Here is a 19,556-nt window from a genome sequence, read left to right on the forward strand (position 1 = left end):
TGGAATCGCATTCACAATTATAATGAATTACTAGTTTCACTCACTATACCAGAGGGTTTCTTACTGTAAAAGGTGAATTATTTATTTTCAATAATAACTTTATTCAATTTCATTGTTACTGGGTTCGCAATGGTGTCACCAACGGGACAGGTTGCTTCGATAAACTCAATGAATTTTTCAACTTTTTCTCGTGGTTCGTCTGTGTCGATATGAATATTATAACGAATTTCTGAATAACCTTTACGAACATCAGATATCCCCATAAATCCGTCTGTATCAAGGTCACCTTCCAGCTCTACCCAAAGATTATGGAACGTCATATCATGTTTTCCAGCAAACGTTGCGGCGGTAATAGCTTGACAAGCACCAAGGGCTCCTAGAATCATTTCCACCGGATTCATTCCCGTATCTGTCCCGCCCAAACTTTTAGGCTCATCAACCGTAATTTCAAAATCCCTAGATTTCACCTTCACTTGAACACCTTTTTCCAGATGTGCAGTTGCTTTAAATATACTCTGGGGCATGATGATAACCACCTTTTCTTTAATATTTTTCCTTTCAATTATATTGTACACCTTTTCACATTGATAGTCTGTAGACACATTGTGAAATATTGAACAAAATAATGAAAAAGGTAAAAAATCAAATATAATACTTGATTTTTTACCTCGATTATCATCGGCTGGCATGTTTCCACTTTTTCTTGTCATAATTAGGAAACGTGCCAAGCTTTTTAGTTACGCAATCAATTAAGCATGCAAGAATTTAACGCATACTGCTTCCGGTGCTTCTACATCTTTCTGCAGTAGAGTTAGTTTTCCTGTTTCGCTATCTCTTTCAAACAATGTTAATGTGCCACTTTCCTGGTTTGCAGCTACAATAAATTGCTCACTGGGATCGAGTACAAAATCACGAGGCCAGTTTCCTTCTGTATGTGTATACTTAACCAGCTCGACCGAATAATCCGCTGCAATTCGGTAAACGGCGATGGAATCATGGCCTCTATTACCTACGTACACAAATTTCCCGTCGGAAGATAAATGGATTGCGCTTCCTTGGTTATTTTCCGTAAAATCTTCTGGAATTGTTGCTACATACTGGACTTCTTCAAATGATCCCGTATTCTCATCATATTTAAGCACAATAACCTCATTGCTTATCTCTGTCATTACATAAGCATAGGGAGCTGTCGGGTGGAATGCAATATGGCGCGGACCACTGCCGGCTTTTACAGTTAACACATTAACTTCTTGTAATTCATCTCCATTCGGGGAGTAAGTTGTAATCGTATCACTGCCGAGATCCACAACTACAACATATTTCTCATCTGGCGTATATCCTGCAAAGTGGAGATGCGGTTTTTCCTGACGCTCATGGGGGCCGCTTCCTTCATGAGTTACAGACTTTGGAGCCTGGATGGAGCCATCTTCGTTCGTGAGGAATGTTTCCACTTGTTTTGTATGGTAATTCGCCGCGACAACTAAACGGTTCCTACTATCGACACTCACGTGGCAAGGCGGGGCACCAGCTGTTACTTCACTGTTTAATTTTTCCAAGTTGCCATTTGAAACAGAAAAGGCCGCAATACCTCCCTCCTCACCTTCCTGAGAAACAGCATAAACATAATCATTATTATGACTTACAGCTAAGTACGTCGGATTATTCAATTTAACCGCCACTTCTACGTCTGTTATCTTTTTCTGTTCGGTATCCAAGGTGAAACGATAAATTCCTTCACTCGTTTTCTTTGTGTAACTACCGAGATAACCTGTATATTTTTTGCCCACTTAAAATTCCTCCTTCAATATTGCCAATAATTCAAGTTACATCATACACTACCATAAGCATGACGGCTTTGTCCTCTAACTAGTATTATATATCTCTACTCCCAAAGCTGTCTCGTTCAACCTAGCTTACTTTTTTATCAAGAGCCACTGTCTCCTTGTGACCTGTCACAAACCGGTCCATAACATATCCAACAATTGCACCGGCAAACGCTGGAACAATCCAGCCTAAACCTAGATCAAAGAACGGAACAAACCCGATGATTTGTCCTACATTTTCTAAAAGGAAAAAAGCACGCACAAATAAAATAGCTAGAGCAACAAGTAAAATTGGTGTGAGCAATTGTCCCACACGGTCAACTATCTTCTTAGGATTTAAAGAAATATAATAAGCAATAGCAAAAAATAATAGGGCAAACAGTATAAGCGGTCCACTACCTTCATTTGTAAAATAGGGTTGAAAACCTAATTACATACGGTATATTGGGATTTGCCGGAAGAGTAGGATAGTTGTTTCCTTTTATATTTCTACCCATACACCCGATACTGATTCTTCCCTCTTCCCTTTGACTCATACAATGCTCGGTCTGCCCGCTTGTAAATCTCACTCACGTCCTTTACTTCATCATCAACTAGCGCAATTCCAATGCTTGCTGTTAAATCAAGACCTCTTGTTTTGTAATACTCTGTTACAGCTTCATTCACTGCAGTGATAACTTGTTTTGCGACTAATTCTGCTTTATCTCGGTTCGTATTTTGAAGTACAATCGCAAATTCATCCCCGCCTAATCGATAAGCCTTCCCTTCTGAATGGATAGTCGACTGAATAGAAGTTGCCATGTTTTTCAATAATTCATCCCCATCTGCATGTCCGAACAAATCATTAACAGACTTGAAATGATCCAGATCAATCATTAATAACCCTGTTTCACCTTCACTCTCACACAAAATTCCATCTAAATCCTCTTCAAATGCCGCCCGATTCCTTAAGCCCGTCAAACTATCATGAAACGCCATGTACATCGGACGGGACACCCATTTTGAAATAATAAGAGCGATTATAATTGTTATAACTAAAATAAATGCCAGTTGCAGAATAAATGATTCCTTGTGCCCTTTAAGAATAGATTCAAGTTCCTGTTCGTTATAAGCGATTTCAACCACTTTATTCTGTGTCGAACCAAAATCATAGCCAGAATCGTAGGGCACGTAATGATAAATGACTGCTTCGCCCTTATCGTTTAAGGTGCGAACTTCAGTAGTTTCTCCTTCAGCTAATGTTTCTTCAAAAGCGGTTCTCCGCTCCGGCGATAATTTCGACTCTTCTGCAGGATCCCCCAATGCAAGACCACCTAGATTCAGTATATTTATTTCATTAATCGATGGGTAACTTTTTTCCAAATCATGGGTCACCGTTAGGAAATTAAAATCCTTGAAAATATCCCCTTCCTGCAAGGAATAACTAAGCTCAATGATATATTCTTTATCAGGAGTCGCCATGTAGCTGTATTTAGTTATCTCGCCGGTTGCTTGAGCAATGTCCATTCCATCGTGGTAGAATGCACCAGCTTCCCTCCGAGTGTCAAGTATCTTAGCAAGCTTGCCACAACATTCATTAAAATCCATCCCGATATCATTCTCATTCGAACTATGTGAAATGACATTGTCCGGATTAATGAAATACACGTCCATCTCGTATTTCTTTTTTAAATTTTGTATATCCCACGTATCGACGGCTGGATTATTTTCATAAAGCTCTAACATCTCCCTTGTATTCGCTTTCATCTTCTCCGCTACATCGTTATCAAAATAATAATAGGCTTTATCTATTGTATTTAAGGAATACTCTACCGTAGCCTCAATGCTTTCCAATTGAAATGCATTATTTTGAATAGCCTGGTCTGATATTCTTTTATGATTGATTGTTGCAATAACAAAAGCTATTACTGCAGCAAAAATAACCATCGTAACGACTAATTTAATACGAAAGCTGCGCCACATGAAGATTCGTTCCTCCATTCCCTTTATAGAAGCTGCAAATATATAGTTCATTTGTATGATATACTTTTTAACTAGGGAATTCAAGTAGAGATGCCAGTTACTACCTTTAAAATAACAAAGACTTTCTAATTCACAAACCTTCCACTCTTACCTACTGACTCCCAATAATCATGCCGCAGCCGGACTTTTTGTATTTTACCTGATGCAGTTTTAGGAAGCTCATCTACAAAGGTAACACCTGTAATTGCTTTAAAATGAGCAAGTTTAGCTCTAGAAAATTGAATCAATTCTTCTTCCGTAACTTCTGCTCCCTCTCGCGATACCACAAATGCGTGGGGTGTTTCGCCCCATTTTTCATGTGGTACAGCAATGACAGCCGCTTCTAAAACCATCGGATGTTCATATAAGGCTCCTTCTACTTCTATTGAAGAAATATTCTCCCCACCAGAAATAATGACATCTTTTTTCCGATCAATGATTTCGATATTTCCTTCTTCATCTACATTGGCCATATCCCCAGTATATAACCATCCGTCACGTATCGTTTCTCTTGTCGCTTCTTCATTTTTCCAGTAACCTTTCATCACCCCGTTTCCTCGAACAATAAGTTCACCGACTTCCTTAGCATTCCAAGCAACTTCTTCACCTAATTCATTAACAACCCTTACCTCTGTTCCAATCATTTGAACACCAGACTTCGCTTTTATCCGGTATTGTTCTTCTTGTGGAAGATCTTGAAAATGAGAACGAATCGTTGAGATAGTAGTTAAAGGAGTGGATTCCGTCATACCGTAGACTTGAATAAACTCCCAGCCCAATTCCTCTTCTACCCTTGTAACAAACGATGGTGGAGGCGCAGAGCCAGCAATAACCACCCGTATATTCTGGTTAAATATAGGAGTATTGTTCTCATAATACTGCAACAAGGAATTTAAGACTGTCGGTGCCATATGCATCACGGTAACCCCATGCCTTTCAATCGCTTCAACAATACTTTCAGGAGACGCCTTTCTCAAACAAACTTGGGTTGCACCGTTTGCTGTATAATAAAAAGGAGAGCCCCAACCATTTACATGAAACATTGGTAACACATGAGCCAGCACGTCCTCATCGTCAACCCTTAAATGATGCATACTCGTTAAAGCGTGAAGATAATTATTGCGATGGGTTAACATCACTCCCTTTGGATTACCAGTAGTCCCGCTCGTATAAAGCAAGCTGCAGATATCCGTTTCCTCTACGTATTCCCGCTCAAATTCCCTATTTGAATAAGAACGTAAAAACTCGTCATAGTCCCGTTCGTCACAGCTTCCGTCATGATAATGAACAATAATATCTTCTACGGTATCCAGTTGATCTTTGATTGGTGCGATTAAATGATATAATTCCTGATCAATGAATAATATCCTAGATTCACTATGATTTAGTATATATAGGTAATCTTCTGATGTTAAACGGATATTTAGAGGTACCATAACTGCTCCAAGCTGGAAAACCCCATAAAATCCCTCCAACATCTCAACCGTATTTGGTGCAAGATATGCCACTTTGTCACCCTTTGTCACTCCAAGATCGCTAAGACCACGTGATAATTGATTGACACGTTCGTTTAGTTCGCGATAGGTATATACACGATCATCATTAATGATTGCTTTCTTATCCCCGTAAAGTTTGACAGCTCGATCTAGAAATTGAGTCAGAATTAATGGTACTTCCATATTTATCCCCCTCATTATTAACAGAAAATTTTATTATCATCATAACACAACAGAAACGGCCTAACAGCATCTAATTTTAATAATTCATTCAGTTGCTGAGTTGTTTTATTTACATGGGAACCGACGATAATTAATCCACCTGATTTCTTGCTTCCAAGGATCACCTGCTCACTGGACAATAAATCTTTATCTGAAATATGCCCAATTATTTTTGTAAAGGATGCTGCCGTCCGATATAAAAATTGCTTACCGTTTTCAATTGCTTTTGTAAGTGCAATTGAAAATACCTTTAAATCATCATCAGAAATAGCATTAACAATAACTTTATTAAAACCTTCAATTCCCATTAATTGTTCTGTGATTTTTTCAATATCTACTGCGCGTAAATCGTCAAGTGCGATATAGGTTACATCTTTCTGTTTAAATCGGCCTTGAGATTTTTCTTCCACATATTCGCCAAGATGACTTTTCGTAAAGCCAAATGTCCGATCCTTTGCAAATTCAGTTTCAGCAGCCGGAACTAATGCACCGTCTTTCTCCACGTAGTGAATGTTCTCAATCGTATATCGTCCACCTTCTTTGAAGAACGGAATGATAATTTCACCATCAGCGCTGTTTCCAAGTGTTGCATTAATCGTTTCTGTTTCAAGCGGGAAATGTCCCCGAAGCGTAGAATCACTTCTACTAATAATAAGAAAAGGCTTATTAAATTGCTTCGATACTCTTTGAACCCGATTCGTAATATCTTTATGGACCTGCTCCGTCTTCTCTTTTGAAAATGCCCGTGAATTCGTTAAAATAAAAAACATTTTCTCATCCGATTGGAAACCATCTAATATCGACGCTTCATCCCAATTTGTATACACATGAATACCGCCTGACTTACTTGCCAAAACAACCGCTTCGGATAGTGCAGCTATATTTACGTTAACAATAATTTGATTTGCCAATTTCAGCACCATTGTCACCTACATAAACAATGTTTTCCCCCATTGCTTCAAAAAGCGGCCGAACCTTATTAAAATGTTCCTCCGCACCTCCAGCCATGAATTCGTTCTGGCTCAACACCTAATTGGTCGGCAATCCCCATTTTCATTCCGACTGGGACATTACATAGACCGACGATTTTCTTCCAATTACTATGGCGGAGAACTGCTTCCGTCACCATTCCTGCTGGGTTGGTGAAGTTAATTAGCCATGCGTTCGGACAGAGTTCTTCCATATCTTTAACGATATCTAAAATAACTGGAATCGTCCTTAAACCTTTGAATAGTCCAGCTGGCCCATTCGTTTCTTGTCCAATTACACCATATTTTAAAGGAATACGTTCATCTTTCGCACGCGCTTCCAGTAAACCGACACGTAACTGGGTTGTTACAAAGTCTGCATTTTTCAATGCCTCCCGGCGGTCTAAAGTAAGATGTACATCGATTGGCAATCCAGCTTCTTTAATCATTCGCTTAGCTAAGCCACCAACGATTTCCAGTTTCTCTTTTCCTTCCGGGATATCGACTAACCAAAGCTCACGAACTGGCAAACTAACATACCGCTTAATAAACCCTTCTACTAACTCCGGAGTATAGCTTGATCCTCCCCCTATCGTGACAATTTTAACGCCTTTACTCATAAAATGACCTCCTAATACTAAAACCTCTCATTCTTCCTTTGACAATTGATTCCTTATGCATACATAACGGTTTCGGCAATAAAAAAACCCGAACTGTATGAAAACGCACGTACAGCGCTTCCATATCAATTCAGGTTATGCCCAATTAAGGTTACATCCCTTAAAATGAAGTTAACTTATTTAATTACAATTGTAATTTACCATACTTTATGTTTAGTGTCAACGTTTACATTAAAAAATTACTCCACAGCCCAATTTCCATTTTTTTACTTAATCTGTTATACTAAGGCCTGTGTCTTGCCGGCACTCTACTATTAACTCCCCACTCTATTTATTGATTCAGCATCAATAAATAGAGATTGAGAGAGCCGGCAAGGCACATTTTGTTTTTCTCGGATGTTTAAACATTGGACAAGAGGGTATACATATATTGGAATAAATGATTTAAGGAGGAATGGAATATGTTTGATCTAAGACCGTACAGCAACAGAAGTCAGAATATGATGGAGCAATTTTCGAAAGCATTCGAGGATATGTTCAATCGAGACTTCCTTCCGTCTGGCAAGAATGATTTTCAGTCACTCAGAACAGACATCACGGAAAGCAAGGATGCTTACGTCGTGCAAGCTGATCTTCCAGGATTCTCCAAAAATGACATTCAAATCAATTTAGAAAACAATCAGCTTACCATCCGGGCAAAGCGTGATGATCAGATGGAAGAACGGGATGAAAACGACCGAGTGATCCGCCAAGAACGCCATTTTGGAGAGTTTGTGCGCTCCTTCTACGTAGAAAATATCGATCAGGATAAAGTGGAAGCTAGTTTGGAAGATGGTGTCCTGAAAGTTAAGCTGCCAAAAGCAAATCCGGATGACAGCGGATCAGCGAAACAAATTGAAATTAATTAACCCTAAAAAAGGAAGGGAGATTCGAAAAAATTCCCCTTCCTTTTTTGACGTTTATTTTTGAATATCCTCCAATGTCAACGCCGGATAAATCCCATCCTCATCATGCGTTTCTGTCCCGACAAGCGGTGGATTAAATACGCAAACCATGCGCATGTCTGTTTTCGTACGTACTTCATGTTTGTCATTTTCATTCAGTACGTAAATCGTTCCTGGCTTCAGCTGCCAAACTTTACCGGTTTCGATCTGCTCAATCTCCCCTTCCCCTTCTATGACATAGACAGCTTCGATATGATTTTTATACCAGAAATAGTTTTTCGTACCGCCCTTAATTACCGTATCATTTACACTGAATCCTAATCTATCATGTGCGGAAACAAATCTGCGGCTTCTCCAATTCCCATCTGCTACATCGTCTTTCGTCCCCACAATATCTTCAAGTGATCTTACAATCATGTTTTACTTCTCCTTTTGTGTTCATTTTAAATTTAAGCAAGTACATGCTTGATACTAGCTTCTAGAATTTCTAATCCTTTGCTTAACCCTTCTTCATCTATTATTAATGGAGGAAGGAATTTCACGACTTCATCTTTCGGTCCAGATGTTTCGATGATTAAACCGCGCTTGAATGCTTCAGCACAAATTTCTTCCGCAAGTCCATCGACATGCACTGCGATCCCTTGCATCAGTCCTCTCCCCCGCGCTTCAGCCTTTAATTCTGGATATTTTTCAACAATGGATTCGGCAGTATCTTTCAAGAAGTCTGCACGCTCCATAATATTTTCGGAAAAATCATCTGTTTCCCAGTAAGTTAACGCTTCTGTTGCAGCGAGGAATGCCAGGTTGTTTCCACGGAATGTTCCATTATGCTCACCTGGTGTCCATTGGTCATATTCCGGCTTAATCAATGTGATTGCCATCGGTAGGCCGATTCCGCCAATTGACTTAGACAGGCAGACAATATCAGGGTTAATTCCAGCTGGTTCGAAGCTAAAGAATGTTCCAGTTCTTCCGCAACCCGCTTGCACGTCATCAATAATCAATAGAATATCAAAACGTTTACAGATTTCCTCGATTCTTTTCAGCCACTCCATCCGAGCAGCATTAATGCCGCCTTCCCCTTGTACCGTCTCTAGAATAATTGCAGCCGGCAAATCAACACCAGTACTGCTTCCTTCTAAATAACTTTCCAAATAGAGAGTCGTGTCTTGATCATCAACGAATTGATCAAATGGCATTGACACTGTGTGGTTTAACGGAATTCCCGCACCCTTTCGCTTCGTTGAATTACCTGTTACGGATAGAGACCCGATTGTCATGCCGTGGAAAGCGTTTGTAAAACTGATGACTGTTTCTCTTCCGGTTACTTTTCTTGCAATTTTAAGTGCGCTTTCTACCGTGTTTGTCCCGGTTGGACCTGGAAACATAATTTTATAATCGAGGTTTCGAGGTTTAAGGATGGTTTCCTGAAACTTTTCAAGAAACTTCTTTCGTGGAGTCGTTCCCATATCGAGGCTATGCAGAATTCCATCATCCTGTATGTACTCGATTAATTTATCTTGCATCGTGTCGTTGTTATGCCCATAATTCAATGCGCCTGCCCCAGCGAAGAAATCAATATACTCCTTGCCATCTGTATCCCATAAACGATAGCCCTTCGCTTTTTCAAAAACCGTCGGCCATCCGCGGCTGTAACTCCTTACTGCTGATTCCAATTCTTTAAAAGTTTTCATTTTCTCGTTATCCATTACTGCTGTTGTCAAAGTACTCATCCCTTATCATTTTTTATTTATTCACAGGCCCTATTCTGTAAAGCCATTCTTCTTCATGAGTTTCATTTTCAGCCTCTGGAAAGATTTCCGATTCAAAGTATTTACTGATCTTATAATTGGCTTGATGTTTCCTCGCAAGACCAATGAATAAATTATTCGAAGCTGTATTCGACGTTGTTACAGTAGTTTCAATATACTGAATTTCTTCGCAAGACTTACGCTCTAAAAGCTGATTCAGCATTCGAGTTGCCAACCCTTGCCCCCGCTGTGATGCGTGAACAGCGACCTGCCAAATAAATAATGTGTCGGGATTATCCGGATGAATAAATCCAGATACAAATGCAACAGGCTTTCGAATATAACCTCTCTCTTCAATCGCTACAATGGATGTCTCGGAAAATATCTCACACCACATAATATAGCTGTAAGAAGAATTCAAATCGAGGTTGCTAGTCTGCTTAATCAGTTCCCAAACAGCCGCCCCATCTTCCTTGTTCGGTTTCCTAAAATGAAGTTCCTTTTTAACAATTGGCTTCTCAGCCGTTTCTAACGTTTTAATGCTCCCACCACCTAAGTTAATTTTTAATTTTCATTCTTTTAAAGCTTAACGTTAATAAAAAGTTACGTCAAAACGGATAAAACAGGATATAGTGGGATTAAACATGGTTAAGCTGGATTAGCTTACTGTGGCCTATAGATGTCTATAAATAACTGGTAAATAGTTGCTGATTGTCTGCATAACTGCGGATTCTGTTTTTCGTCTTCATTAAAAAAACAACATTGGAGCTTGATCTAGAGCCTTTTATCGGGGCGTTTAATTTTGTTTGATATTTTTTGTAATGTTTTCTTATCATTAATTGGTGCGGGACGATTGTATATTATAACGGTGCTCCGGCAGTCCATACTGTAGTACAGCCTTAAAAATTTCACTTGACTGCTCTTGGTCCAAAAGGAAGAGCTCCCCCCCATCTATCATAGGTACCTCTTTACGTTATAATTCATTTGATATTTAAGTATTTGCACACCCTCGTTTTTAAATAACCATCCAAATTCGATAAAGTTCGGCATTTTACGATTGATGACAGCATTTAGGAAGTGTATTAACCACTTCACCTCGTTTAAATAAGAGCTTTATCAGTGGAAATTAGAAAAGTTCATCCATCTATTACGTGACATTGGGGTCGGAACAATTGTCTCCCGGGATGGGGTAAGTTTTTTATCGGGGGAGTGTGTGAATTCCTTTAGTTGTTTAAAAAATTTGGTTAAAAAAGAGGAAATAAACATTTGGTTTCCAAGAGACCAAACGTCTATTTCCTTAGGCTTTGATGCTTTACGATTAATCCATTAAGGTAATTTATTGCATCAAACTATATACTCATTACGCCACCTTTAGATGCATTAGTTACCAACTTCGAATACCTTCCTAACCATCCTTGTTTAATCTTCGGTTCGAATGGTGGCAGGTTTTTCTTTCTTTCTGCTAAAACTTCATCTGTTAGGTCAACGTTGATTGTACGATTTGGTAGGTCAATCGTAATCATATCTCCGTTTTCAATTAATGCAATTGGGCCACCTTCTGCAGCTTCAGGTGAAATATGTCCGACTGAAATTCCGCGCGATGCACCGGAAAATCGGCCGTCTGTGAGAAGTGCAACAGATTTACCAAGTCCGCGTCCCATTATAGCAGAAGTTGGAGCGAGCATCTCCGGCATACCCGGCCCGCCTTTGGGTCCTTCATAACGAATAACGACAACATGCCCTTCTTTTACTGTACCGTTATCAATCGCTTCTTGCGCTTCATCTTGTGAGTTAAAAACAATGGCTTCACCAACAAACACTTTAATGCTCGGGTCTACCGCACCAACTTTAATGACGGCACCCTCTGGCGCTAGGTTACCGAAAAGGATCGACAGTCCACCAACTGGGCTGTATGGATTGTCTTTCGTACGAATAACTTGATCATTAGTGATTTCATAATCGCTAACAAGCTCCCCCATCGTTTGGCCTGTAATCGTCAAGCGTTCAGGGTGCATGGCGCCTGGAGTCTTCGTTAGTTCATTAATAATCGCACTGACGCCACCTGCTTTGTTTATATCATCCATCGAGATGTCGGATGCAGGCATGATTTTTGCAAGATATGGCACGCGTTCTGCGACTTTATTAATCTCTTCCAACGAATACTCAATACCGGCTTCATTCGCAATTGCTAATGTATGTAAAACTGTATTGGTGGAACCACCCATTGCCATATCCAATGCAAATGCATCATCAATCGCTTCTTTTGTAATCAGGTCACGAGGTTTAACGTCTTCTTTCACCATGCGCACGAGATGTTTAGCAGCTTCATAGATTAATTCTTTCCGCTTTTCACTTGTGGCGACAATCGATCCGTTCCCAGGAAGTGCAAGCCCTAACATTTCCATTAAACAGTTCATCGAATTGGCTGTAAACATTCCTGAACAAGAGCCGCATGTCGGACAAGCATTTTGTTCGATGAATTCGAATTCTTCTTCTGACATTTTACCAGCTTTCACCGAACCAACACCCTCAAAAACGGATGTTAATGATAAATTCTTCCCATCTTGGCTAACCCCCGCTTCCATCGGTCCGCCGGAAACAAAAACAGAAGGAACGTTGGTACGAGCCGCTGCCATTAGCATTCCGGGTGTGATTTTATCACAGTTTGGAATGTAGAAGACACCGTCAAACCAGTGAGCATTAATGACCGTTTCTGCACTGTCAGCAATTAGTTCCCGACTTGGGAGAGAATAACGCATTCCAATATGTCCCATAGCAATCCCATCATCGACACCGATTGTATTAAATTCAAATGGAATACCACCGGCTTCATAAATCGCATCTTTTACGACGTCAGCAAATTCACGCAAGTGCACATGTCCTGGAATAATATCAATATAAGAGTTACATACCCCGATAAATGGCTTTTGTAAATCCCCGGGTTTTACTTTTCCAGTCGCATATAAGAGACTGCGGTGTGGACCACGATCAAGTCCGATTTTGATTTTATCACTTCTCATTTTATTCACCCTTTAAAAAAATTTAAATATTATTGTTATTTTAAATGTTGAGTTGTCTGCTGTCAACAACGTTGTATGACTTCGTTATGAACTTTAAAGCGTTTATAAAGTGAAGGATTACAGACCGTTAATGGGTAATAAAAAATAAGAACCCCTATGACTTCAATCATAAGAGGTTCAATCCAATCCCAGTGCTTTCATCGCATGTAAAATATGAATCTTCATTGCACTTCTTGCCCCTTCTGGGTTGCGGTTTCGCATAAAGTCCATAATCATACGATGATCACTGATTGTATCTTTAATCGCCATTTCTTTTTCATTCGTTAAAATAACGCCTTTTGCAATCGCTCGTTGAATGACAGGCATTAGTCTTTCCATAAATGCATTGTGTGTCGCTTTCACAATGCATTTATGGAATTTATGCTCCACTTCTGTGCGATCTTCGTTGTTTTTTACTTTTTCTTCTATTAATAAACCATAATCAATAATTCGTTTTAACTCGGCTTCACTCGCTCGAATCGTTGCAAGGTAGGCAACCTCTGGTTCAAAGATGAGACGGATTTCATATAAATCTTTCGTGTCGATTTTAGCATCGGCAAGGAAGCTTAAGGATTCGATATTGTTGATGTCAACGTCATCTTTGACATATGTACCTTTTCCACGGCGGATTTCTAAAATGCTGTTTGTCACAAGAATGCGGATTGCTTCCCGTAACGTTGTCCGGCTGATATCAAGTTCTTCGGATAGCTCGATTTCGTTTGGTAGTTTATCTCCTGGTTTAAAACGTTTTTCTATAGAAATCATCGCAATAATATCGTCTGCAATATGGTCAGATAATCTTTTTTGAACCATATACTTTATCACCCTGTTTTGTTTTCTTATTAGTATAGCATATAGGTTATAAAAGCAGATTTCGATAAGTGACAGGAAGCAATAAAAGTCCTATGATAAGTAAGAAACACGCGGAATCGATTTCTTATTTCTTTCTATACTTATCATTAACCACCACATACCCAACATGGTTAATCTTATCCCACTCTGTCTTCTTGTAATTGAGCATCTTAAGCATGTGATTAATCCATTCAAAGTCATATTCTCTAAAATTGAAAGAGTCCGCCCAAGCTTTGGTATCTTCATGATCAGGATGATTTGGATCCCTGTAAATTTCAAGAAATTCATAAAAATTGTCCATCCCGCCCACATCTTCAGGTGGCGCAGTTCCCGCTCCATCCAGAAGGGTAGGATAACCAAAATAGTAATCATCGACTATTTTTTCAAGTTTAATCGTGAAATTCCAATTATCGCCGTAATCATAGACATAGTTAATTTCTTTGTATTTTTCCAAGTATCCATCAATTTTTAAACCACTAGGTTTCCGAACTTCTGCCTGCTCCCTCCCTTGATATTTTTGCTCGAATACCCGCATATTATCTGGCATTGTCTCTAATCGTTTTTTGAAAACAGCCTTGTTCTTTTTATAATTCTGATACTCCAGATATGCTTCTTCATTATTCGTTACTTTTATATTTTCTTCTATCAAGTTAAATTCATAGAGGTGATAGCCATCTGAAGGATAGCCTCCCTGAAAATTGGTCACAGTTTGGATCGAATCATGCAATCTTTTATAAGTTGCGTCCGCTGGCATAATGACGCTTCTCCAAATTAATGGATTGGATTCTTTTAGTTCTATCGTTATAATATATGCTTTCATTTTGTTGATACGCTCCTTGCTTGATTCTATTATTAGTGATTGTATCATCACCTCTCCCTCGCCTATTAATAGAATTTAATTAGTTCCGAGAATCTGCAACAACACGCAATTGCCGCTTCAGTATCTTACCACTAGCATTCCGCGGCAATTCCTCTACTATTTCCACTTGTTTCGGAACTTTGAAGTTCGCTAAATGAGCCCTTACATGCTCGAGGATTTTTTCTTTTGTAATCGGAGCTTTTACAACGATAAAGGCAGACACTGCTTCAATCCACTTTTCATCCGGCACACCGACAACAGCAACTTCAGCAATCTCAGGCAGCTGATAAATACAATCCTCAATCTCCCTTGAAGCAACAAGCACCCCACCGGTGTTAATAACATCCCTCACACGATCAACCACTTCGATAAAGCCATTCTCATCCTGCTTAACGAGGTCACCAGAGCGGAACCATCCATCGACAAAAGCATCTTCTGTAGCTGCGGGCTTGTTCCAATAACCAAGGCAAAGTTGAGGAGAGCGGTAAGCAATTTCACCAAGTTCACCGATTGCGACACGATTACCCTCTGAGCCCACGACTTGTGCCTCAACGAACAATAGAGGTCTGCCTGCTGAACCTGGATGGTCTGCATGCTCTTCTGGACGCAGGACCGTACAAGCTGGCCCCATTTCAGATTGGCCGAACACATTGTAAAAACCGAGTTTCGGCAAATGACTTTGTAACCTTTCAAGAATTGGTCCAGGCATAATCGAAGCACCGTAATACGCTTTCCGCAGCGTATCAAGCTCACGAACCGCGAGATCCGGATGATTCGCTAAGGAAACCCAAACGGTTGGTGCGGCAAAGAAGGAAGTAATCGCTTCTTGTTCCATCGTTGCTAGCACCTCTTCAGGAACTGGTGCAGGTAGAATCTTATTCCAGCCTCCGACCATTAGAGCAGGCAGCAAGAACACATGCATCTGTGCCGAATGATAGAGCGGCAAACTATGAAGCGCCCTGTCCGACTCCTCAATGTCCAATCCTTGAATACAACTCATATAATGGTAAATCAAGGCACGATGTGTCATAATCGCACCCTTTGGATCAGACGTTGTCCCCGACGTGTAGAGAAGCTGCGCAATATCTGTATCTTCCACAGCAAATTCATCATCCTGCAAGGTTTTATCATCGTCACTCAGAGCCCATGTAAGGATTTCCTCTTCAAAAAGCAAAACACTCCGCTCACGATTTGACTTCGTTTTAGTGATTGTCTCTGCTAATTCACAGTCAGCAAAGATAAGAACCGGGTCCGAATCGCTAAGAATATAGTCAAGCTCATCTCCATGTAATTGAAAATTCACTGGGACATGAATGGCGCCTAAACGGGCAGTTGCCAAGAATAAAAGTACATACATATCGGAATTTCTTCCATAAGCGGCGACACGGTCTCCTTTTGTAACACCTTGTCCACGCAAGCCCTGCGCAACACGTGTAACTGCTTTATCCAGTTCTAAGTAACTCCATTCCCTGTCATCAAAAATAATAGCAGTGCTATTTGGGACACGCGCGGCTGTACGTCGGATCGTTTCGGCTATAGTGCTTGTTCTCACGGTTCATTCATCCTCTCTAATTTGGTGGTAGCTTTAATAGCTTAATAATAAAACCTCACCCGGAACTACAGGTAAGACTTTTCCTCTATCAACTACGAGAGATTGCCCCTTAATATACTTAACTTCTTCGGATGCAAAGAAACAAACTGCCACTCCAATATCCTCTAGTTCACCATAGGGATTCTGTCTGTTAACCTAAACATATTAGTTAGTTTCCTCTTTTAGCATTAAAAATAGAAACTTTTTTGCCATTATCGGATCGTTCGCAGATTTTTTCCAATCGTTGCTGGGTTGACGAATTTCGCTATTATTTATTATATTAGTAATTCAACTCTCGAACACCAATTATGTGATTATTGTGAATATTACAAGTAAATATTCACCTATGTTACGATGGAGTGATATGGACCAAAAGAAGAGATAGAATCTACATACTACATGGGAAACAAAGTAAGTACATATGTCACTCAGGTGTTCACCGTCAAGAAGAGCATCCCTCCCCTTAACACATTAGACACGAAATATCCTCTCCAGCCTACATTTAAAAAATCAAATCTAAATCAATGAACAAATCATCGAATATATTAACCTTTACTTTATCTTGCTTTGAAAATGTTCCCTTTTTGACAAATTCCTTGTTCTCCAATAAATAAACTTCAATTAAATCATAAGCTGGATCCACTATCCAATACTCTTTAACACCGCTATTTTTATAGAGATTAAATTTTGTCACCTTATCTTTTTGAGCAGTTGACTTAGATAATATCTCAATAACTAAATCCGGAGCTCCCGCAATATGATTTTCTTTCTTCTTACTTTTATCGCAAATAACAGAGATATCTGGACGAACCCACTCTCTTATTTTCGTAACGTCCTCTAGACCTTCTAATGAAACATCAATTTCAGGTATCACTTCGCACTTCTTCCCCCGTAGATAAATGTTAAATTCTGTTACGAGTTCCTTTGCAATTGTTTGGTGCTTCACACTTGGAGAGGGGGACATATTATAAAGTTCGCCATCAATTATTTCGTATTTTATATTTTCACCCATACTTAAATATTGATCATAAGTTAACATATTATCTTCTTTTCTTAAAGGCATCGTTTTCTACCTCCCCTTGTATAGTATACTACACTTTATTTTCATTTTATTCTACACAAATTAAGGTAATCTTCTGCCCTCCTTCATTACAAAAAACCCCCAAAGATATTCATTCTTACCTTTGAGGGTCAATCTCCATAATTTCACTTACTCACTCAAATTTCCCTCCGCAGGGATCGGATTATCCTTCAATATCTTCGCTAAGTGAACAAGATTATGACTTGCAATCTGTGCATTTTTTTGTGTGAATTCATTATTTTTATCTTTGGCCTCAATGTAAGATGGGCCTGGACCGGCATCCCCCACCCAGTAGGACAGTGGATTAGGTGGCAAGGAGAATCCAAAATGTCCTAAGCTAAAGAGAATATCTCTTGCCGCATGTTTGGCACCATCTTCATTACCAGTCACTACAGCCCCGGCAACTTTATTATAATAGACGGGTTGTCCTTTATCATTCGTTTCAGAACCGGACCCACTAATTCGTTCCAGAACCATTTTGGCAACACTACTCTTTTCACCAATCCACAAAGGTGTTCCAAAGAGTAGAATATCAGCATTTTCTATTTTCTCTGCAATTACTGGCCACTCGTCCCCGTCGCCCATATCAGCCTCAACGCCAAATGCTATATGATAATCTACTACTCGAATCGTTTCTGTTTCTATTTGTTTTTCTCTAAAGACATTGATGAACTCTTCTAACAAAGCATCAGTATTGGACACTTCATTAGAGGGTTTTAAGGAACAGTTTAAGATTAATGCTTTCATAAAAGACACTTCCTTTCTTTAATATATATTGTTTCTTCCCGATTTCCTTAATGTATAATCGTTGTTCAGATAACTAGATCATTTTCGCTGCGCTAGGTACGTTACCTAACAATTATTGATACAACTCAAGAGTTGACAGATATAAAAAACGAGTCAATCAGGGATATTTCCCGATTAACTCGTTGAATCAACTTAGAATCTTAAAATCTATTCTTACTTCTACTAAAAAGTAGTTTGGCAGTCCTACTCTCTATAGCAGGCTTCATTTACTATTGGACTCTAAAGTTAATCATTCCAAAGTGCTGCGATACCTTCTAAAGAGAACCAACCCGCAATTAACGTAATAATGACGGCAAGAATACCAAAAGCAAGTAGCCATGTTGGATGATGGTAATCACCAACAATACTTTTCTTCCGCGATGCAATCAGTACAGCGCCCAATGTAAGTGGTAAGATCAAGCCATTTAAAGACCCTACAATAACTAAAATGACGACTGGTCTTCCAACAAATACAAATACTAAAGTTGAAAAGGCAATGAATCCAATAATAATATATTTACTATATTCTGCAAACTTTTTATGGAAAGAACGCAAGAAAGAAACACTTGTATAGGCAGAACCAATTACAGAGGTCAATGCTGCTGCCCAAATTACGATACCGAATATTTTATATCCGACGTCCCCTAGAGCAATTTGAAATACAGAGGCTGCAGGGTTACTGGCATCAAGTTTATACCCAGCTGTTACAACACCTAATACCGCGAGAAAAAGAAAGACTCGCATGACACCTGTCGTGAGTATTCCATAGCTAGCTGCTTTTGATACGAGAGACACATGTTCTTTTCCAGTTACGCCAGCATCAATTAAACGGTGTCCCCCTGCAAATGTAATATAACCCCCGACGGTTCCACCTACTAATGTAACAATTGGAAGGATTAGGGACCTAAATTCATCCGGAATGAAACTCTTTACTACGGCTTCTCCTACCGGTGGGCTAGTTGTAAACATGACATACCCAACCATCGAAATCATGACTACTCCAAGAATAACCACGACAATATCCATAACTTTCCCTGCATCTTTCAATAAAAATATGATAATTGCCAAAATTGCAGTTATGACTGCACCTGTTTCAGCTGAAACGCCGAACATGACGTTCATTCCAAGTCCCCCACCGGCTACGTTTCCAATATTAAAAGCCAGTCCTCCAATCACGATCAATACCGCAATGAGAGATCCCAGTCCCGGAAAGACCATATTTGTTACATCTTGTCCGCGTTTTCCCGTTACAACAAGGACACGCCATATATTTAACTGCGCCCCTATATCAATGATGATAGAAGCTAAAATGGCAAAACCAAAGCTCGCAAGAAACTGTTCGGTAAATACCGTAGTTTGTGTTAAAAACGCTGGACCAATTGATGATGTTGCCATTAGGAAGACAGCGCCCAGTATGATTCTCCTACGCCCTACAATTTGATTCCCGGGTTGTAAATTACTCATTTTCTTTCTCCCTCCACTTCCACTGTGATAAAAAGTATT

16 protein-coding genes and 3 pseudogenes are annotated in these 19,556 nt (G+C 39.6%); 1 reads left to right on the forward strand and 18 read right to left on the reverse strand.

Annotated features, from left to right (window positions below; translation table 11 throughout):
- Positions 1-77: 77 nt before the first annotated feature.
- The 8 genes and pseudogenes from IEX94_RS04115 to IEX94_RS04150 all read right to left on the reverse strand — a co-directional run.
- On the reverse strand, positions 78-524 hold the full coding sequence (locus tag IEX94_RS04115; RefSeq protein ID WP_156856363.1) for an OsmC family protein: 447 nt from the start codon (positions 522-524) through the stop codon (positions 78-80).
- Between the two features lie 225 nt (positions 525-749).
- Positions 750-1,787 (reverse strand): lactonase family protein, encoded by a 1,038-nt coding sequence (locus IEX94_RS04120; RefSeq protein WP_188856150.1) that lies wholly within the window; start codon positions 1,785-1,787, stop codon positions 750-752.
- A gap of 121 nt (positions 1,788-1,908) precedes the next feature.
- A pseudogene (locus tag IEX94_RS04125) lies at positions 1,909-2,238 on the reverse strand (branched-chain amino acid transport system II carrier protein); the annotation flags it as partial.
- Between the two features lie 74 nt (positions 2,239-2,312).
- Positions 2,313-3,785 (reverse strand): GGDEF domain-containing protein, encoded by a 1,473-nt coding sequence (locus IEX94_RS04130; protein WP_194461790.1) that lies wholly within the window; start codon positions 3,783-3,785, stop codon positions 2,313-2,315.
- A gap of 125 nt (positions 3,786-3,910) precedes the next feature.
- The gene (locus tag IEX94_RS04135) at positions 3,911-5,503 is read right to left on the reverse strand and encodes a long-chain-fatty-acid--CoA ligase (RefSeq protein ID WP_188856152.1); all 1,593 of its coding nucleotides are present in this window, start codon (positions 5,501-5,503) and stop codon (positions 3,911-3,913) included.
- Positions 5,504-5,520: 17 nt separating this feature from the next.
- On the reverse strand, positions 5,521-6,369 hold the full coding sequence (locus IEX94_RS04140; protein WP_373290795.1) for a four-carbon acid sugar kinase family protein: 849 nt from the start codon (positions 6,367-6,369) through the stop codon (positions 5,521-5,523).
- 9 nt (positions 6,370-6,378) lie between these two features.
- Positions 6,379-6,550 (reverse strand): annotated as a pseudogene (locus IEX94_RS20225) (NAD(P)-binding domain-containing protein); the annotation flags it as partial.
- A gap of 1 nt (position 6,551) precedes the next feature.
- Positions 6,552-7,130, reverse strand: a pseudogene (locus IEX94_RS04150) (family 4 glycosyl hydrolase); the annotation flags it as partial.
- Between the two features lie 461 nt (positions 7,131-7,591).
- On the opposite strand from IEX94_RS04150, the gene IEX94_RS04155 reads away from it, so the two are divergent.
- On the forward strand, positions 7,592-8,038 hold the full coding sequence (locus IEX94_RS04155) for an Hsp20/alpha crystallin family protein (RefSeq protein WP_188856153.1): 447 nt from the start codon (positions 7,592-7,594) through the stop codon (positions 8,036-8,038).
- 51 nt (positions 8,039-8,089) lie between these two features.
- Here IEX94_RS04155 and IEX94_RS04160 read toward each other — a convergent pair whose 3' ends face one another.
- The 10 genes from IEX94_RS04160 to IEX94_RS04205 form a co-directional block, all read right to left on the reverse strand.
- Positions 8,090-8,491: an ectoine synthase gene (locus IEX94_RS04160; RefSeq protein ID WP_188856154.1), complete on the reverse strand. Its 402-nt coding sequence runs from the start codon at positions 8,489-8,491 to the stop codon at positions 8,090-8,092.
- A 32-nt stretch (positions 8,492-8,523) separates the two neighbouring features.
- Positions 8,524-9,783: a diaminobutyrate--2-oxoglutarate transaminase gene (ectB, locus tag IEX94_RS04165; protein ID WP_188856214.1), complete on the reverse strand. Its 1,260-nt coding sequence runs from the start codon at positions 9,781-9,783 to the stop codon at positions 8,524-8,526.
- A 37-nt stretch (positions 9,784-9,820) separates the two neighbouring features.
- Entirely contained in the window at positions 9,821-10,387 is a 567-nt protein-coding gene (ectA, locus tag IEX94_RS04170) for a diaminobutyrate acetyltransferase (protein ID WP_308425578.1), read from the reverse strand.
- Positions 10,388-11,174: 787 nt separating this feature from the next.
- Positions 11,175-12,845, reverse strand: coding sequence for a dihydroxy-acid dehydratase (gene ilvD / locus IEX94_RS04175; RefSeq protein WP_188856155.1), 1,671 nt, complete (start codon positions 12,843-12,845; stop codon positions 11,175-11,177).
- A gap of 177 nt (positions 12,846-13,022) precedes the next feature.
- Positions 13,023-13,697 (reverse strand): FadR/GntR family transcriptional regulator, encoded by a 675-nt coding sequence (locus IEX94_RS04180; protein WP_156857964.1) that lies wholly within the window; start codon positions 13,695-13,697, stop codon positions 13,023-13,025.
- 124 nt (positions 13,698-13,821) lie between these two features.
- Positions 13,822-14,556 carry a plasmid pRiA4b ORF-3 family protein gene (locus tag IEX94_RS04185; protein ID WP_188856156.1) on the reverse strand — a complete coding sequence of 245 codons (735 nt, stop codon included), beginning with the start codon at positions 14,554-14,556 and terminating at the stop codon, positions 13,822-13,824.
- Between the two features lie 79 nt (positions 14,557-14,635).
- Positions 14,636-16,147 carry a fatty acyl-CoA synthetase gene (locus IEX94_RS04190; RefSeq protein ID WP_188856157.1) on the reverse strand — a complete coding sequence of 504 codons (1,512 nt, stop codon included), beginning with the start codon at positions 16,145-16,147 and terminating at the stop codon, positions 14,636-14,638.
- 541 nt (positions 16,148-16,688) lie between these two features.
- Positions 16,689-17,249, reverse strand: a complete 561-nt coding sequence (locus IEX94_RS04195) for a Uma2 family endonuclease (protein ID WP_188856158.1) — start codon at positions 17,247-17,249, stop codon at positions 16,689-16,691.
- A gap of 147 nt (positions 17,250-17,396) precedes the next feature.
- A complete protein-coding gene (locus tag IEX94_RS04200; RefSeq protein ID WP_188856159.1) occupies positions 17,397-18,014 on the reverse strand; it encodes a flavodoxin family protein in 618 nt (205 codons plus the stop codon).
- A 285-nt stretch (positions 18,015-18,299) separates the two neighbouring features.
- Complete coding sequence (locus IEX94_RS04205; RefSeq protein ID WP_156857959.1) at positions 18,300-19,517, reverse strand: NRAMP family divalent metal transporter; 1,218 nt, start codon at positions 19,515-19,517, stop codon at positions 18,300-18,302.
- Between the last annotated feature and the right edge of the window lie 39 nt (positions 19,518-19,556).

Source organism: Oceanobacillus indicireducens (genome assembly GCF_014647195.1).
Classification (GTDB): domain Bacteria; phylum Bacillota; class Bacilli; order Bacillales; family Amphibacillaceae; genus Oceanobacillus; species Oceanobacillus indicireducens.

What these genes read in the sequence shown, in the direction of transcription:
- IEX94_RS04115 (WP_156856363.1), bottom strand. Translation starts at nt 524, where the DNA reads ATGCCCCAGAGTATATTTAAAGCAACTGCACATCTGGAAAAAGGTGTT.
- IEX94_RS04130 (WP_194461790.1), bottom strand. Translation starts at nt 3,785, where the DNA reads ATGTGGCGCAGCTTTCGTATTAAATTAGTCGTTACGATGGTTATTTTT.
- IEX94_RS04135 (WP_188856152.1), bottom strand. Translation starts at nt 5,503, where the DNA reads ATGGAAGTACCATTAATTCTGACTCAATTTCTAGATCGAGCTGTCAAA.
- IEX94_RS04155 (WP_188856153.1), top strand. Translation starts at nt 7,592, where the DNA reads ATGTTTGATCTAAGACCGTACAGCAACAGAAGTCAGAATATGATGGAG.
- IEX94_RS04160 (WP_188856154.1), bottom strand. Translation starts at nt 8,491, where the DNA reads ATGATTGTAAGATCACTTGAAGATATTGTGGGGACGAAAGACGATGTA.
- ectB (WP_188856214.1), bottom strand. Translation starts at nt 9,783, where the DNA reads ATGGATAACGAGAAAATGAAAACTTTTAAAGAATTGGAATCAGCAGTA.
- ilvD (WP_188856155.1), bottom strand. Translation starts at nt 12,845, where the DNA reads ATGAGAAGTGATAAAATCAAAATCGGACTTGATCGTGGTCCACACCGC.
- IEX94_RS04180 (WP_156857964.1), bottom strand. Translation starts at nt 13,697, where the DNA reads ATGGTTCAAAAAAGATTATCTGACCATATTGCAGACGATATTATTGCG.
- IEX94_RS04185 (WP_188856156.1), bottom strand. Translation starts at nt 14,556, where the DNA reads ATGAAAGCATATATTATAACGATAGAACTAAAAGAATCCAATCCATTA.
- IEX94_RS04195 (WP_188856158.1), bottom strand. Translation starts at nt 17,249, where the DNA reads ATGCCTTTAAGAAAAGAAGATAATATGTTAACTTATGATCAATATTTA.
- IEX94_RS04200 (WP_188856159.1), bottom strand. Translation starts at nt 18,014, where the DNA reads ATGAAAGCATTAATCTTAAACTGTTCCTTAAAACCCTCTAATGAAGTG.
- IEX94_RS04205 (WP_156857959.1), bottom strand. Translation starts at nt 19,517, where the DNA reads ATGAGTAATTTACAACCCGGGAATCAAATTGTAGGGCGTAGGAGAATC.